A 14,377-nucleotide genomic window follows, 5' to 3' on the forward strand; every position below is an offset into this window, starting at 1 on the left:
GGAGGTGCCCTTGCGCCGCCTGATCGCCCTGTTTGCCGCGTTGCTGCCCGCCGCTGCGCTGGCCGAGCGCCCGGTGGTCGCCTCTGCCGCTCCCGGCCAGGTAGCGGTCACGATCTATCGCGATCCGCAACGCGCTCCGGGCAAGGCCATCTACAAGGCGCGGCCGGGCGCTTTCGCCCTGATCGCAGAAACCCGCGAGGTAGACCTGCCGCCAGGTGAAGTGGTGCTGCGCTTCGAAGGCGTGGCCGGCGGCATCGTGCCGCAATCGGCCATCCTGTTCGGCACCGGCCCGCGCGAGAAAAACCGCGATGCCGCCCTGCTTTCGCAGAAGGGGCTGGTCGACGCGTTTACCGGGCAGTCGGTGATCCTGCGCCGCACCGATCCGGCAACCGGCAAGGTGAGCGAAGAGCACGCAACTGTCCGCTCGGCCGCCCAACGGCTGGTCGTCACGACATCGGCGGGCAGCGAGGCGGTCTATTGCAGCGGGCTCAACCAGACGCTGCTCTATCCCGAAGCGCCGGCAACGCTCTCTGCCAAGCCGGTACTGACCATGACCACGAAGGACCAGCCGGGCGGCAGGACCACGGTGACGCTGGCCTATATCGCCACGGGTTTCGACTGGGACGCGACCTATGTCGCGACACTGGCCGAGGACGGCAAGTCGATGGCGCTGCTTTCCTGGCTGACCATGGCAAGTGGTGACGAGACGAGCTTTCCCGACGCCGCGACCAGTGCGGTTGCCGGCGAGATCGCCCGTTCCGAGGAGACCCGCGACGATACCAGCGATCGGCTGAAGAACGAGGCGCGCTGGCTCAACAAGTGGGCAGACTGCTGGCCCGCCGGGCGAACCCACCAGATATCTTTGCGCGGCGTGCCTCTGCCACCTCCGCCGCCGCCGGGCGCGCCGATGATGGCCATGTCGCCTCCCATGGAACGCGACATCGTGGTAAGTGGCATGCGGAAAGTGGCAAGAGCGCAGAACGTGGCCCTGGCAGTCACCGCGAAGTCTGAATCGCTGGGCGATCTCAAGCTCTACCGCATCCCGATCCCGGTCACCGTCGCGGCAAGGTCGCAAAAGCAGGTCGCCTTCCTCAACGCTCCGCGCGTCCGCGGAGAACTGGTCTATCGCAGCAAGGTCTACGGCGCGCCGGAAGACCCGCAGATGCTGTTCCGCTTCCGCAACCGCAAGGACCAGGGCCTTGGCGATCCGCTACCGGCCGGCAAGGTGGTGGTCTATCAGGACGGAGATTTCGGCCGGCAGGTCGTCGGCGAAACCTCGACCGGCAACAAGGCGGTGGACGAGGAAGTGGAGTTCGTTTTCGGCGAGCCGACCGGCGTGACGGTCGAGAACCAGGAACTGGCGGACAAGGCGAAGCGCAGCTGGACCCATACGGTTACCCTGCGCAACGCCAATCCCTTCGCCATCCGTTACGAGATGGAATTCCCCGCCGGCGACAACCGGACGTACACCGGCCTGCCGGGGAAACTGATCCGCAAGCCCGGCAAGCAGATTTGGGCCATGACGCTTGCCCCCGGCAGCGAGACGAAACTGGTCTGGCGCTCGGCCGAAGTCGCCGGCGAATAGGCCCGCCTCAGTTCCCCAGAACGCCCTTCAGCAAGCCTCCCGCCTTGCCCAGCGGGTCGCTGCGCAGCTTGCCTTCCTCACCCGCGATATAGCGGAAGATGCCGTTGAGCGCCTGGTCGGTCACCGAATTGCCGAGCTTGTCGCGCGAAAGGCCTGCGGCACGAACGAGCGAATTGCTCCTCGCCAGCTTGTCCACCGCACCGAAGGCGCCCACCTTGACCAGGGCGGCATCGACCAGCGGACGGAACTTGCCCTTCAGCACCTCGCCCGACGAGCGGCGCAGATACTGGGTAGCGCCGTCGTTCTGCCCGACGATTCCCGGAACATCGGACAGCTTCAGCTGGTCTATCGCAGCGCGGAACACCGGCTTTGCCTCTTTCGCTGCCAGCCCGGCGGCATCGTTGAGCTTGCGCGTTATCCCGTCAGACAGGCCAAGCTTCTCTGCACCGCCCAGCAGCTTGCCGATGGTGCCCCCTGCCCCGCCAACCAGCGGCAGCATGATGCGGATGGCCGGATCGGCATAGAACGCCCCCGGCGTCGCAAGCTTGTCGAGCGCGGAATCGCTTGCCTTGCCGAGCAAGGACGAAAGGCCCGAGCCGACGCCAAGGTTGCCCAGCACCTGCGCCCGCGCCGTCAGCGGCAGCAGCATGACCCCTGTGCCGAGCGCTGCGACAACGGCGCGGCGATCCAGAATTGCCTTCGTGTCCATGGAAATACGACCCTCCACCGTCACCTTGGAGAGTTTCACGATTGCCGCCGCATTTCAATCGCCTGTTGCAAACTGTTACATCGCGGCATGGGCGCGGTGCCGCGCCCTCCACGCCCATCGGACACAGACGTAACTCGTCGAAACTTCGACACAACGGGCTGGCCCTTGCTCGCGCGCGCGCTAAGGTAAGCTGATGAAATTCCCGCATCCCGGAGTGCCCATGCGCCGTTTCCTCGTTCCCTCGCTGTTTGCCCTTGCCCTGTCCGCCTGCGCCAACCAGGCGCAGCGCCCGGCGGCTTCCGCACCGCCGCCTGCACCGGCTGTTCCATTCGTGGAACCCGCAGCGCAGCCCGCGCCACTGTCGCAACTGGTCAAGGCGGTGGACATTCCCTACGAGGAATTCACCCTGGCAAACGGCCTGCGCGTGCTTGTCCATACCGACCGCAAGGCCCCGATCGTCGGCGTGACGACCTACTACCGCGTCGGCTCCAAGCACGAACCGAAGGGCAAGACCGGGTTTGCCCACCTGTATGAGCACATCTTCTTCGGCGGATCGGAAAACGTCGAGAACTTCGACGTGCCGCTCGAGGCCGCGGGATCGACCAGCACCAACGGCTCCACCTGGTACGATCGCACCAATTATGTCGAGACCGTGCCCACCGGCGCGCTTGACCTTGCGCTGTTCATGGAGAGCGACCGCATGGGCCACCTGCTGGGCGCGGTGACGCAGGACAAGCTCGATAAGCAGCGCGGCGTTGTCCAGAACGAAAAGCGCCAGCGTGACAACCAGCCCTATGGCCTGGCCGACTACCTTGTCGGCGATGGCCTGCTGCCGGTCGGCCATCCCTATCGCCATTCGACGATCGGCTCGATGGCAGACCTCGATGCCGCGACTCTTTCCGACGTGCGCCAGTGGTTCAAGGACAATTACGGCCCTAACAACGTAGTCCTGGCGCTTTCGGGCGACATTGATGCGAAGACGGCGCGGCCGCTGGTGGAAAAGTGGTTCGGCTCGATCCCGCGCGGGCCGGAAGCGCCGCGTGTCGATGCCGGCCCGGTGACGCTTCCCGCAGCCGTTACCCGCGACATGACCGATCAGGTGCCGACCCTGCGGCTGACCCGCAACTGGACCGGGCCGGGCCTGAACGAGGAAGAGTCGGTCGCGCTCTCGGTCGGCCTCGATATCCTGGGTGGCCTGTCCAGCTCGCGGCTGGACAATGCGCTGGTGCGCGGCAGCCAGCAGGCGGTTTCGGTCAGCGCCAGCGCGCAGCAGCATGAACAGCTCAGCTTCATCGAGGCGCGAATGGACGTGAAGCCCGGCGTGGATCGCGCCGCCGCCGAAAAGGCCTTTGACGAAGTCATCGCAAAGTTCATCGCCGAAGGTCCGACCGAGGACGAAGTGCGCCGCTCCGCCACGCGTTCCGTCAGCTCGCAACTGAGCGCGCTTGAGGTGGTCGGCGATTTCGGCGGCAAGGGCTCGACCCTTGCCGAAGGCGCGCTCTATGCCAACGACCCGGCAAAGTACAAAAAGGACTTCGAAGCGCTTGCCGCGCTGACGCCGGAAAAGGTGCGAGCGGCTGTCGCCAAGTGGCTCTCGCGTCCGACACTGGCGGTAAACGTCGTGCCGGGCCAGCGCACCGAAAAGGGCGACACCATGGGCGGATGGGGTGATGAAGCCACCAGCCCGGCACGCGCCAAGGACCCGAAGAAGCCGGTCCCGCCCATCGCGAAGTCTGCCCCGCGCACGGCCCCGCCGGTTGCCCCCGTCGGCGACCTGGCCTTCCCCGCCGTCGAGCGCGCCACCCTTTCGAACGGAATCCCCGTCGCGCTGGCGCGTCGCACGGCGGTGCCGAAGGTGGTGGTAAGCCTTGATATCGATGCCGGCACCAGTGCCGACCTGCTCGATACGCCGGGCACCCAGTCGCTCATGCTGTCGCTGCTCGATGAAGGCACGCGCACGCGCAGCTCGGTCCAGATTGCCGAGGAGCAGGAGCGCCTGGGCGCGACGATCTCGGCCGGGGCACGGCTCGACAGTTCCTCGGTCGTGCTCGATGCGCTGAGCGCCAACCTTGCGCCTTCGCTGGCCTTGATGGCCGACGTCACGCTCAACCCCGCATTCGCTCCGGGCGAGGTCGCCCGCGTGAAGACGCAGCAACTGGCGCGTCTGGCGCAGGTAAAGGCCAATCCTTCGGCCCTTGCCGGACGCAGCCTTTCGCCCCTGCTGTTCGGACCGGCCCACCCCTATGGCCTGCCCGGCGACGGACTGGGCGAGACGGAGACCGTTTCCGCCCTCACCCCCCAGGCACTCGCCGCTGCGCACGGCAAGTGGTTCCGCCCCGATCTCGCCCGGATCACCGTAGTGGGCGACATTACGATGGACCAGTTGAAGCCGATGCTGGAAAAGGCATTCGGCGGCTGGGCCGTGCCTGCTACTGCCGCCCCGAAGAAGCCGCTTTCCGCGCCGGTGCCCGCGCCCAATCCGCGCATCGTCCTGATCGACCGGCCCAATTCGCCGCAGTCGGTGATCGTTGGCGGACGGGTCCTTCCGATTACCGGGCGTGACCAGGACAAGGAAGCGCTGGACCTTGCCAACGAAGTGCTCGGCAACGGCTTCCTCAGCCGTCTCAACCTCGACCTGCGCGAGGACAAGGGCTGGTCCTATGGCGTGCGCTCTGCCGTCGCCAGCCCGCTGGGGCCACGCAGCTTCACCATCTCAGCCCCGGTCCAGGCCGACCGCACGGGTGATTCGATTCGCCTGCTGCTGGACAACATGGTCGCCTTCCCGGGCAAGAAACCGGTCGATCCGATCGAATACAACCGCGTGACGGACGGAAATATTCGCGGGCTGCCCAACCGCTTCCAGACCAATGGGCAGGTCCTCTCCGCCGTTGTCGGCAATGATCGCCTGGGTCGCCCGGACAATTACTATGCCACCCTGCCCACCCGTTACCGGGCAATTGACGCTACGGCACTCAACAACGCCGCCAAGACGTTCCTCCAGCCGGAAGGACTGGTCTTCGTCGTGGTCGGCGATCGCAAGGTGGTCGAGCCGCAGCTCAAGTCGCTGGGCATGCCGGTGGAACTGCGCGAAGCGCCGAAACAGGGCAATTGACAGCCGGCACGAAAGGCCGTTGAACCCCGCCAGAAACCCTTTTTGAAGGAGAGCATGATGTCTGTTGCCGGCACTTACGAAGTCAACGTCAAGACGCCCATGGGCGATCAGGCCGGGACGTTCACCGTCGTCGTCGATGGTGACAGCTTCACCGGTTCGATGGCCGGCGGCATGGGCGCGATGGAAGTGGCCAACGGCAAGGTCGATGGCAACACGCTGACCTGGTCCATGGACATGAAGGTGCCGATGCCGATGACGCTGGAATGCACCGCCACGGTCGATGGCGATGCGATCAACGGTGACGTCAAGGCTGGTGTCTTCGGCTCGATGCCGCTTTCGGGCAAGCGCGCCGCCTGATCCGGAACCAATGCAGAAGCCCGCGTGCGGTATCCCGCGCGCGGGCTTTTTGCTGCCTAATCGAACGCCGGCCCTGCGGCCCAGAGCATGGCATCGTCGCGTGCCACCACGGCCAGGGCAAGCCCGGCTTGCCGGGCCCGACGAACGGCAAGGTCCGTTGGCGCCGAGATAGCGACGAGCAAGGGGCAACGGGCCCGCACGGCCTTCTCCACCAGTTCATAGGATGCCCGCGAAGTCACGGCCATAAAGCCCTGATTTGCCGCCATTTCCTGACGGACGAGCGCACCGATGACCTTGTCCAGCGCATTGTGCCGGCCAACGTCTTCGCGCAGGACCAGCACCTGCCCTTCCCGGTCGCAAAATGCCGCAGCATGCGTTGCCGCAGTTGCATTGCCCAAGGCCTGAGCAGCGCGCATGGCCATCAGCGCATGCCGGATAGCCTCACCTTGCGGCAATGGTGCGGGCGGCATCGGCTCAAGCGGGCGCAGGGCCAGTTCGATGCTTTCGATGCCGCAGATGCCGCAGGAACTGTCACCCAGCCGGCGCCGCGCCCGCTCCAGCACCGGCTCTGCGCGGTGGGGCGGCAGGGTGACGCGGGCGATGAAGCCCTGCCCCTCAACTTCGTGCAAACCGACCGGCCCGATCTCTTCTGCCCAGGCAAGTCCTTCGGAGAGCAGGAAGCCGATGACGAAGTCTTCCAGATCGCAGGGCGTCGCCATCATCACGGCATAGGCCACGCCGTTGATCTCGATCGCGACTGGCGCTTCGATGGCGATGGCCCGGTCTTCCGGCACCAGCGACTGGGCATAGTCGCTGCGCAGGACGGGCATCGTCACAGTGCCCGCTGGCGAGGGGCGCATTCGCTTCATACCTGCGGGTATGGCACAGCGGCGCTACAGGGCAACCGCAAGCGAGGGGCTCGCCCCGGCCGGATTCAGCACCTCGCCAATCACCGCCGCGCCAGCATGACCGTGCCGCTGGAAACAGCCGAGCACCTGATCGAGCGCATCGGGCGAACAGGAAACCAACAGGCCGCCCGACGTCTGCGGATCAGTGATCAATGCCCGGTCCTCGACAGAAAAATCATCCGGTAGAATGACCTGTGACTGATAGCTCATCCAGTTCCTGTTGGATGCCCCGGTCACGAACCCGGCCCCGGCAAGGCCCCTGACCCCGCGAAGCAACGGCACTTGCCGCCAGTCGATCGCAATGTCGCAGCCGCTTCCCCGCGCCATTTCCAGCGCATGCCCGGCAAGGCCGAAACCGGTAACATCGGTCATGGCCTGCACGCCTTCGATTGCCGCAAGCTCCGGCCCGGGGCTGTTAAGGCGCGTCGTGCTCTCGATCATCTCCGCATACCCGGCGGGGTCAAGCGCCCCCTTCTTCAGCGCCGCCGAGAGCACGCCGACACCCAGGGGCTTGCCGAGCACAAGGACGTCCCCCGGCCGCGCCCCGCGATTGGTCAGCACGCGGTCGGGATGGACCACGCCGATGGCAACAAGACCGTAGATCGCCTCAACCGAGTCAATCGAATGTCCGCCGGCGACCGGGATGCCAGCCGCTGCCGCTGCCGCCGCCCCGCCCTCCAGGATGCGGCCGATGGTTTGCGGGCTGAGAACATTGATCGGCATGCCGACCAGCGCCAGGGCCATGATCGGCCTGCCGCCCATGGCATAGACATCGCTGATCGCATTTGTCGCGGCAATGCGGCCGAAATCGTGCGGGTCATCGACGATTGGCATGAAGAAATCGGTGGTGGCAACAATCGCCAGATCGTCCGCCACGCGATAGACGGCGGCATCATCGCTCGTCTCGATTCCGACCAGCAATTCCGCGGGCAAAGGCAAACCTGAAGTGGACTTGAGGATTTCCGAAAGCACCCCGGGCGCAATCTTGCAGCCGCAGCCGCCGCCGTGGCTGAGCGAAGTGAGGCGGGGTTCATCAGACATCAAAGCAGTTCCAGTTGTTCAAGAAATCCAGCCTCGTCATCAAGGCAGCGCAGGTCGAGCAGCAGGGCACCGTCGTGAATCCGGCCGATGACCGGCACTGGCAGCGCGCGGAACCGGGCAGCGAGTTTTTCAAGCGCCCGTCCCGGCTTGCCCTGCGGGCGCATGGCGAGAGCGAGTGAAGGAATGGCCCTGTCAGGCAACGATCCCGACCCCGCCTGGGCCGTGCTGGTGACTGTGCGAACCTTCCAGTCCTCGCCCAGAGCCGCCGCGAGGCAGGGTCCGATGCGCTGTCCCAGCGCCTCCATCTCCTCAAGTGGCCGGGTCAGCGCGCGGAGTGCGGGAAGGTCGCGCGCCAGCAGGTCCGGCTTGCGATAGGCCAGCAGCGTTGCTTCAAGCGCGGCAAGGGTGATCTTGCCCACGCGAAGCGCGCGCTTGAGCGGGTGGCGGCGGATCCTGGCGATAAGGTCCTTGCGCCCGACGATCAGGCCTGCCTGTGGCCCGCCGAGCAACTTGTCGCTGCTGAAGGTAACCACGTCGACCCCGGCGGCGATGCAGTCGCGCACGACAGGCTCCTTGGGCAAGCCGAGTTCGGTCATGTCAATGAGGCTGCCCGCGCCAAGGTCTTCGATGAACGGCAGGTCGTGCGCATGGGCAATGGCGGCCACTTCGGCCTGCGCCACTTCGGCGGTGAAGCCGGAGATCCGGTAATTGCTGGCGTGGACCTTCATCAGCGCCGCTGTGCGCGGGCCGATCGCCTGTTCGAAATCGCGGGCGTGGGTGCGGTTGGTCGTGCCGACTTCCACCAGCCGGACATTTGCCGCGCGCATCACGTCGGGAATGCGGAAGGCTCCGCCGATCTCCACCAGTTCGCCCCGGCTGACCACCACTTCGCGCCGCGCCGCAAGGGCCGCCAGCACCAGCAGCACGGCCGCGGCGTTGTTGTTGACCACTGTCGCCGCTTCCGCCCCGGTCAGTTCGCAGAGCAGGCCTTCGACAACTGTGTCGCGATCTCCCCTGCTCCCACCGGCAAGGTCAAATTCAAGCGCGCAGGGCGCCCGCATCGCCAGGTCAGCTGCCGCGACCGCCGCCTCGGAAAGGACCGCGCGGCCAAGGTTGGTGTGCAGCACCGTGCCGGTGAGGTTGAATACCCGGCGCAGGCTGGATTGCGCGCGCGATGCCAGCTCTTCGCAGACCTTTGAGGCAAGGCCTGCGGGATCCGGCACATCACAGGCCGGGTCAGCCCGGTAACCGGCAAGGACCGTGCGCACGGCCTGCGCCGTCGCCGCATGGCCGTGCTCGGCCCGCGCCGCAGCAAGCTCTGGCAGGCGCAACAGGGCATCGACGGAGGGCAGGCGGCGCATCGCGGCTTTGGGGACGATTTCATCGCCCGGCGCAAGCGCAAAGTCGAATGGACGCACCGCAGCCGCGAATTCGACGATCCGCCCTTGCGAGGTAAGGCATTCTTGCGCCAAGTCGCTTGCAGAGAAAATCGTGTTGGGGAGAATTTCCGGTGACCAGCCCTAAGGCCGCGGTAACGCTTCCCCAGCTCCTGCGCGCCAGCGCCGCTGCCTATGGCGATGCCGTGGCTGTCCGCGCCGAAGGCACCGACGGGATGGAAGAAGCGATCAGCTTTGCCGAGCTGGAACGGCAATCGGCGCAGTTGGCGCGCGGCTTGCTGGCACGCGGCGTCGGCAAGGGTTCGCGCGTCGGCTTCATCTTAGGCAACGGCCCGGGCTTTGCCGTAATGCTCGCCGCTACGGCGCGGATCGGCGCGGTGGCGATACCGATATCGACCCTGATCAAGGCAGGCGAACTGGTGCGCGTCCTGCGCCAGTCGGACATCGGCGGCCTGATCCTGCAACGCGAATTCATGGGTTATGACTATGCGGCGCGCGTCGCCGAGGCGCTGCCGGCGCTCTCTGCCGATGGAAAATCCATCCAACTTGCAGAAGTCCCCTACCTGCGCTGGATCGTTTCAGCCGGCGCCGGCCTGCCGGGGGGCATCCGCGACTTGTCCTGGCTGACCGATGCGGCAGACGAAGTCAGCGAAGAGATCCTGCTTTCAGTGGAGAGCGAGGTTCACCCATCGGACCAGATGGTGGAAATCTACACCTCCGGTTCCATGGCGCTGCCCAAGGGCGTGCGCCACAATCACGGCCCGGTGCTGTTCCGCACCGGCTACCTTCGCGGCATGCTCGGCATCGAAAAGGGCAAGGACGTAATTGCGCAGTTGCCCATGTTCTGGATCGGCGGACTGATGATGTACCTGATGCCGGGCCTGCAGGCGGGCGCGACCGTGGTCTGCCCGGGCCGCACGCTCAGCAACAGCCGCTACGCCATGGGCTCGGTGCTGACCGAGGAAGACCTTGCCGCCTTGTCGAAACAGCCCAAGCCCTGGTGGGGTCTGGGGATGAGCGAAACGTTGGGGCCCTATTCCTATGCCGACGAGTTCCGCGCGCCCGGAAGGCCCCTCTGCGCACCGATGGACCATTTCGCCGACGGCTATGACATCCGCATCGCCGACGAAAACAACCAGCCCGTCCCCGATGGCGGGATCGGCGAGATGCAGGTGCGCGGCTATCCGGTGACCCCGGGCCTGCACAAGATCGAGCGTTCCGTCCACTTCACGCCCGACGGCTATTACCGCACCGGCGACATGTGCGAGGTTGAGGGCAGCCGCGTACACTTCGTCGGGCGCGACGGCGACATGATCAAGACCGCCGGATCGAACGTATCGCCAGCCGAAGTCGAGATGGAATTGCAGGCGCTCGACACGGTCGAGGCAGCCTACGTCTTCGGCCTGCCCGACAAGGAACGCGGGCAGCTGGTGGTTGCCGCGGTGATCGCCGCCGACGGCTGCGATCCGGATTTCGCGGAGATCGAGGCGGCCATGCGCCAGCGGCTGTCCGGCTACAAGGTGCCTCGCGCCTGGGTATGGATTACCCGCGAGGAGGTGCCGATCCTGCATTCGAACAAGGTGGCACGCCGTGAACTGGTGAAGCTGGTGGCACAAAGACTGGGCCGCGCGACAGCCTGACCGCCGCCAGCGGGAGCATCTGCTGCAATCCGGTCAGCGACGGACGCGCTCGAACAGGTCGATCAGCTCGTTGAACTTGGCCCTTTGCTCCGCCGGGTCGCCCGAGCCGATCGCGTCGGAAACGCAGCAGGCGGCATGGTCCTTGAGCACGGCGCTTTCCACCTTGGCCAGTGCTGCCTTTACTGCGTGCAGCTGTTGCAGCACGTCGATGCAATAACGGTCGTCGCTGACCATCTGGGCGATGCCGCGCACCTGCCCTTCGATACGTTTCAACCGGTTCAGCGTTGCGGCCTTGCTCTTCCCCATGGCGCCCTCTTGCCATACCCCCGGGGGGGTATTTATATCCCGAAAGCCCAGCAGGAGCAAGCAGTGTCCGAACCGATAAACCTGTCGCGCCGCGGATTGATCCGGGGCCTTGGTACCGGGGCCGCGCTGGCAGCAGCCCCGGCATGGGCCCGGGGAGCCAATCTTTCCGAACAGGCGACCGGCCTGATCCGCGCCGGCTTCGACGAAGTCCGCGGCCCGGTGATCGACCTTTCCGTCGGCGCGGGCATGCGCATGGTCCAGGGCAGGCGCGGGCGCGGGGTTGCCGTGAACGGCAGCGTGCCGGGCCCGCTGGTGCGCCTGCGCGAAGGACAGAACATCCGCCTGAACGTTACCAACCACCTTGACGAGGACACTTCTATCCACTGGCACGGCCTGCTGCTGCCGTTCCAGTTCGATGGCGTTCCCGGCGTCAGCTTCCCGGGCATCAAGCCGCACCAGACCTTCACTTACGAGTTTCCCGTCAGACAATCGGGCACCTACTGGTATCACAGCCACTCGGGCCTACAGGAGCAATCGGGACATTACGGCCCCCTGATCATCGATCCTGTAGCCGGCGAGCCGGTACGCACCGATCGCGACTATATCCTGCTGCTCAGCGAGTTCACCCCGCTCCACCCCAAGTTCATCATGCAGCGTCTGCGCACCGGCGAGCACTATTTCAACCGGCAGCTGCCAAGCTGGACCGACAAGTACCCGATGATCGGCGAGGAACGGCGGATGTGGGCGCAGATGCGCATGTCGCCCACCGACATCGCCGATGTCAGCGCGCCGACCTATACCTACCTCGCCAACGGGCGCGGACCGAAGGAGGGGATGGAATACCTGTTCACGCCTGGCGAGAAGGTGCGGCTGCGCCTGATCAACGGCGGGGCGATGACCTATTTCAACGTCCGCATTCCCGGCCTTGCCATGACCGTGATCGCCGCAGACGGCCAGAACGTGCGCCCGGTGGAAGTGGACGAGCTGCAGATCGCGGTGGGCGAAACCTATGACGTGGTGGTCGAGCCGCGCGGCGAGGAGGCCTACGCCATCGTTTGCGAATCGATGGACCGCTCGGGCATGGCGCTGGCCATGCTGGCTAGCCGCCCCGGTGCGCGCGCGCCGGTTCCCGCCCTGCGCGAACCGCCGCTGCTGACCATGGCCGACATGGGCATGAACCATGGCCCCAGCGATGGCTGCCAAGCGGGAACGGACCACGGAGGCATGGACCACGGCGGGATGGACCATTCGGCGATGGGGCATGCAGGCATGGATCATGGCGCCGGAAAGGCCGGCACCGGCGATGGTGGGCAAGCAGCGCCAAAGGGAGCGTCGGGGCACAGCATGAAGGGCATGCCGATGCGCGATATCTCGCTGCTGCCGCCCGATGTCGCCATCGGTCCGGGCCTCGACATGGTCTCGATGGCCCCGGTGGACAAGCTGGGCGATCCCGGGCTGGGCCTGCGCGATGTGAAGCACCGGGTGCTGAATTACCGGATGCTGAGCGCGCTTGAGCCCAACGCCGACACGCGTGAGCCTTCGCGGCTGCTGGAAATCCACCTTACCGGCAACATGGAACGCTACATGTGGTCGTTCGACGGACGCATGTTCGATGCGGTGAGCGACGTTCCGATCCGCTTTGCCTGGAAAGAGCGGGTGCGCGTCAAGCTCGTCAACAACACCATGATGGCTCACCCCATCCACCTGCACGGCATGTTCTTCGAACTGGTCAATGGCCAGCCGCCCGCTCACCAGCCGCGCAAGAACATCGTCACGGTCCAGCCCGGTGCCAGCGCCACCTTCGACCTGACCGCCAACGAACCCGGCGACTGGGCGTTCCACTGTCATCTGCTTTACCACATGCACGGCGGGATGATGCAGATCGTCACCGTCATGGGCCCGGGAGACAAGCCATGAGCCGCCCGGCCCTTGCCGCGCTTGCCCTGATCGGCAGCGCGCTGGCTTCGGCACCGGGGCTGGCGCAGGATCATTCCGGTCCCGGCCACGATCATGGCGCGAAGGTGCCGCCGCGGGAAGCTGCCCCCCCTGCTCCGGCCCAGCCGCAAGTCGACGATGGCGAGGACACCGCGCCGCAGTCCGGCGGCAACGAAATCTCGCCCGGACCGACCATGGAAACGCCCCCGCCGCCCGAAGCCGGCAGCGGCCCGCCGCGCGCAGCCGATGCGATCTGGGGCGCCGATGTCATGGCTGCCGAGCGGCACCGCGAACATGCCGCGCACGGCGATTTCCCCGTCCTGTGGGTGCAGGCCGACCGGCTTGAAGCACAGGTTCGCGACGGGGCCGATGGCTACCTCTGGGACCTGCAGGTATATTACGGCGGCCCCACCAGCCGTTTCTGGTTCAAGAGCGAAGGCGAAGGCGCTTTTGGCGAAAAGATCGAACAGGCAGAGGTGCAGGTCTTGTGGTCCGGGGCCGTCGCGCCCTATTGGGACCTGCAACTCGGCCTGAGGCAGGACATCGCCGGCCCTGATACGACCCATGCGGTGATCGGCGTGCAGGGGCTTGCGCCCTACATGTTCGAGGTGGACGCGGCGCTCTTCATCTCGCACCGCGGCGATGTGACGGCCCGGGTCGAGGCAGAGATCGACCAGCGCATCACCCAGCGCCTCATCCTGCAGCCGCGCGTAGAAGCAGGCTTTTCGCTGCAGGACATTCCGCAGCTGGGCATCGGCGCGGGGCTGGACAAGGTGGAACTGGGCCTGCGCCTGCGCTACGAGATCACGCGTGAATTCGCACCCTATATCGGGGTTGAACAAAGCTGGCGTGTGGGCGGCAGTGCGGACTATGCTAGGGCAGCGGGCGAGAAGACGCGCGCTACCAGTTTCGTCGCCGGCCTGCGCTTTTGGTTTTGAGACAGAAGGACATCTCCATGCATTCGCGTTTGATCATCATGGCCTCGATCCTCGCGCTGGCCACCCTTGGCCTGCCGCAGGCCGGCCTTGCCCGCGCAAAGGTGGCGGCATCGACACCGGCGGCCGGATCGACCGTCGCCCGCCCGAAGGTCCTCACAGTCACTTTCAGCGAAGCGATGCAGCCCACTGCAACCACCGCCGCCATCGTGATGACGGCCATGCCCGGAATGGCCGATCACGGTGACATGCCGATCCGCAATTTCACTTCGGCCTGGTCGGAGGGCAACCGCAAGCTGACGCTTTCGCTGCGCCAGCCGCTGTGGACGGGAACCTATGATATCCGCTGGCAGGGAACCGGTGCGGACGGCATGCGCGCAAGCGGCAAGATCACCTTCACGGTGAAGTAGACCGGCCGCCGGGATTTCCTGCGCCCGCAGATTGCTCCGAAC

12 protein-coding genes are annotated in these 14,377 nt (G+C 66.0%); 7 read left to right on the forward strand and 5 right to left on the reverse strand.

Features of this window, described 5'->3' with window-relative positions; all coding sequences use genetic code 11:
• The first annotated feature begins 10 nt into the window (after positions 1-10).
• The gene (locus C0V78_RS14140; protein ID WP_101798557.1) at positions 11-1,585 is read left to right on the forward strand and encodes a DUF4139 domain-containing protein; all 1,575 of its coding nucleotides are present in this window, start codon (positions 11-13) and stop codon (positions 1,583-1,585) included.
• 7 nt (positions 1,586-1,592) lie between these two features.
• Here the strand turns inward: C0V78_RS14140 and C0V78_RS14145 are convergent, their stop codons facing one another.
• Positions 1,593-2,333 carry a DUF4197 domain-containing protein gene (locus C0V78_RS14145; protein ID WP_254049961.1) on the reverse strand — a complete coding sequence of 247 codons (741 nt, stop codon included), beginning with the start codon at positions 2,331-2,333 and terminating at the stop codon, positions 1,593-1,595.
• A 154-nt stretch (positions 2,334-2,487) separates the two neighbouring features.
• On the opposite strand from C0V78_RS14145, the gene C0V78_RS14150 reads away from it, so the two are divergent.
• Both C0V78_RS14150 and C0V78_RS14155 read left to right on the forward strand, forming a co-directional pair.
• Positions 2,488-5,406 (forward strand): pitrilysin family protein, encoded by a 2,919-nt coding sequence (locus C0V78_RS14150; protein WP_254049962.1) that lies wholly within the window; start codon positions 2,488-2,490, stop codon positions 5,404-5,406.
• Positions 5,407-5,463: 57 nt separating this feature from the next.
• Entirely contained in the window at positions 5,464-5,763 is a 300-nt protein-coding gene (locus C0V78_RS14155; protein WP_101798668.1) for a hypothetical protein, read from the forward strand.
• Between the two features lie 56 nt (positions 5,764-5,819).
• On the opposite strand, the gene fdhD is transcribed toward C0V78_RS14155, so the two are convergent.
• From fdhD to selA, 3 genes are read right to left on the reverse strand one after another with little or no spacing between them, the layout of a single operon-like run.
• Positions 5,820-6,632 carry a formate dehydrogenase accessory sulfurtransferase FdhD gene (gene fdhD, locus C0V78_RS14160; protein WP_254049963.1) on the reverse strand — a complete coding sequence of 271 codons (813 nt, stop codon included), beginning with the start codon at positions 6,630-6,632 and terminating at the stop codon, positions 5,820-5,822.
• A gap of 24 nt (positions 6,633-6,656) precedes the next feature.
• On the reverse strand, positions 6,657-7,712 hold the full coding sequence (gene selD, locus C0V78_RS14165; RefSeq protein ID WP_101798560.1) for a selenide, water dikinase SelD: 1,056 nt from the start codon (positions 7,710-7,712) through the stop codon (positions 6,657-6,659).
• The gene (gene selA, locus C0V78_RS14170) at positions 7,712-9,184 is read right to left on the reverse strand and encodes an L-seryl-tRNA(Sec) selenium transferase (RefSeq protein ID WP_216822198.1); all 1,473 of its coding nucleotides are present in this window, start codon (positions 9,182-9,184) and stop codon (positions 7,712-7,714) included. Before selA ends, selD begins: the two co-directional genes overlap by 1 nt.
• Positions 9,185-9,222: 38 nt before the next feature.
• Here selA and C0V78_RS14175 point away from each other — a divergent pair, with 38 nt between their 5' ends.
• On the forward strand, positions 9,223-10,749 hold the full coding sequence (locus C0V78_RS14175) for a class I adenylate-forming enzyme family protein (protein ID WP_144039924.1): 1,527 nt from the start codon (positions 9,223-9,225) through the stop codon (positions 10,747-10,749).
• 33 nt (positions 10,750-10,782) lie between these two features.
• On the opposite strand, the gene C0V78_RS14180 is transcribed toward C0V78_RS14175, so the two are convergent.
• Positions 10,783-11,055 carry a metal-sensitive transcriptional regulator gene (locus tag C0V78_RS14180; protein ID WP_101798562.1) on the reverse strand — a complete coding sequence of 91 codons (273 nt, stop codon included), beginning with the start codon at positions 11,053-11,055 and terminating at the stop codon, positions 10,783-10,785.
• Between the two features lie 63 nt (positions 11,056-11,118).
• Between C0V78_RS14180 and C0V78_RS14185 the strand changes: the two genes are divergently transcribed.
• The 3 genes from C0V78_RS14185 to C0V78_RS14195 are packed head-to-tail and all read left to right on the forward strand — an operon-like array spanning position 11,119 to position 14,335.
• Positions 11,119-12,972: a copper resistance system multicopper oxidase gene (locus C0V78_RS14185; protein ID WP_101798563.1), complete on the forward strand. Its 1,854-nt coding sequence runs from the start codon at positions 11,119-11,121 to the stop codon at positions 12,970-12,972.
• Complete coding sequence (locus C0V78_RS14190; RefSeq protein ID WP_101798564.1) at positions 12,969-13,928, forward strand: copper resistance protein B; 960 nt, start codon at positions 12,969-12,971, stop codon at positions 13,926-13,928. Before C0V78_RS14185 ends, C0V78_RS14190 begins: the two co-directional genes overlap by 4 nt.
• Before the next feature lie 17 nt (positions 13,929-13,945).
• Positions 13,946-14,335 carry a copper resistance protein CopC gene (locus C0V78_RS14195; protein WP_101798565.1) on the forward strand — a complete coding sequence of 130 codons (390 nt, stop codon included), beginning with the start codon at positions 13,946-13,948 and terminating at the stop codon, positions 14,333-14,335.
• Positions 14,336-14,377 lie beyond the last annotated feature (42 nt).

This window comes from Novosphingobium sp. TH158, assembly GCF_002855555.1.
Taxonomy (GTDB): domain Bacteria; phylum Pseudomonadota; class Alphaproteobacteria; order Sphingomonadales; family Sphingomonadaceae; genus Novosphingobium.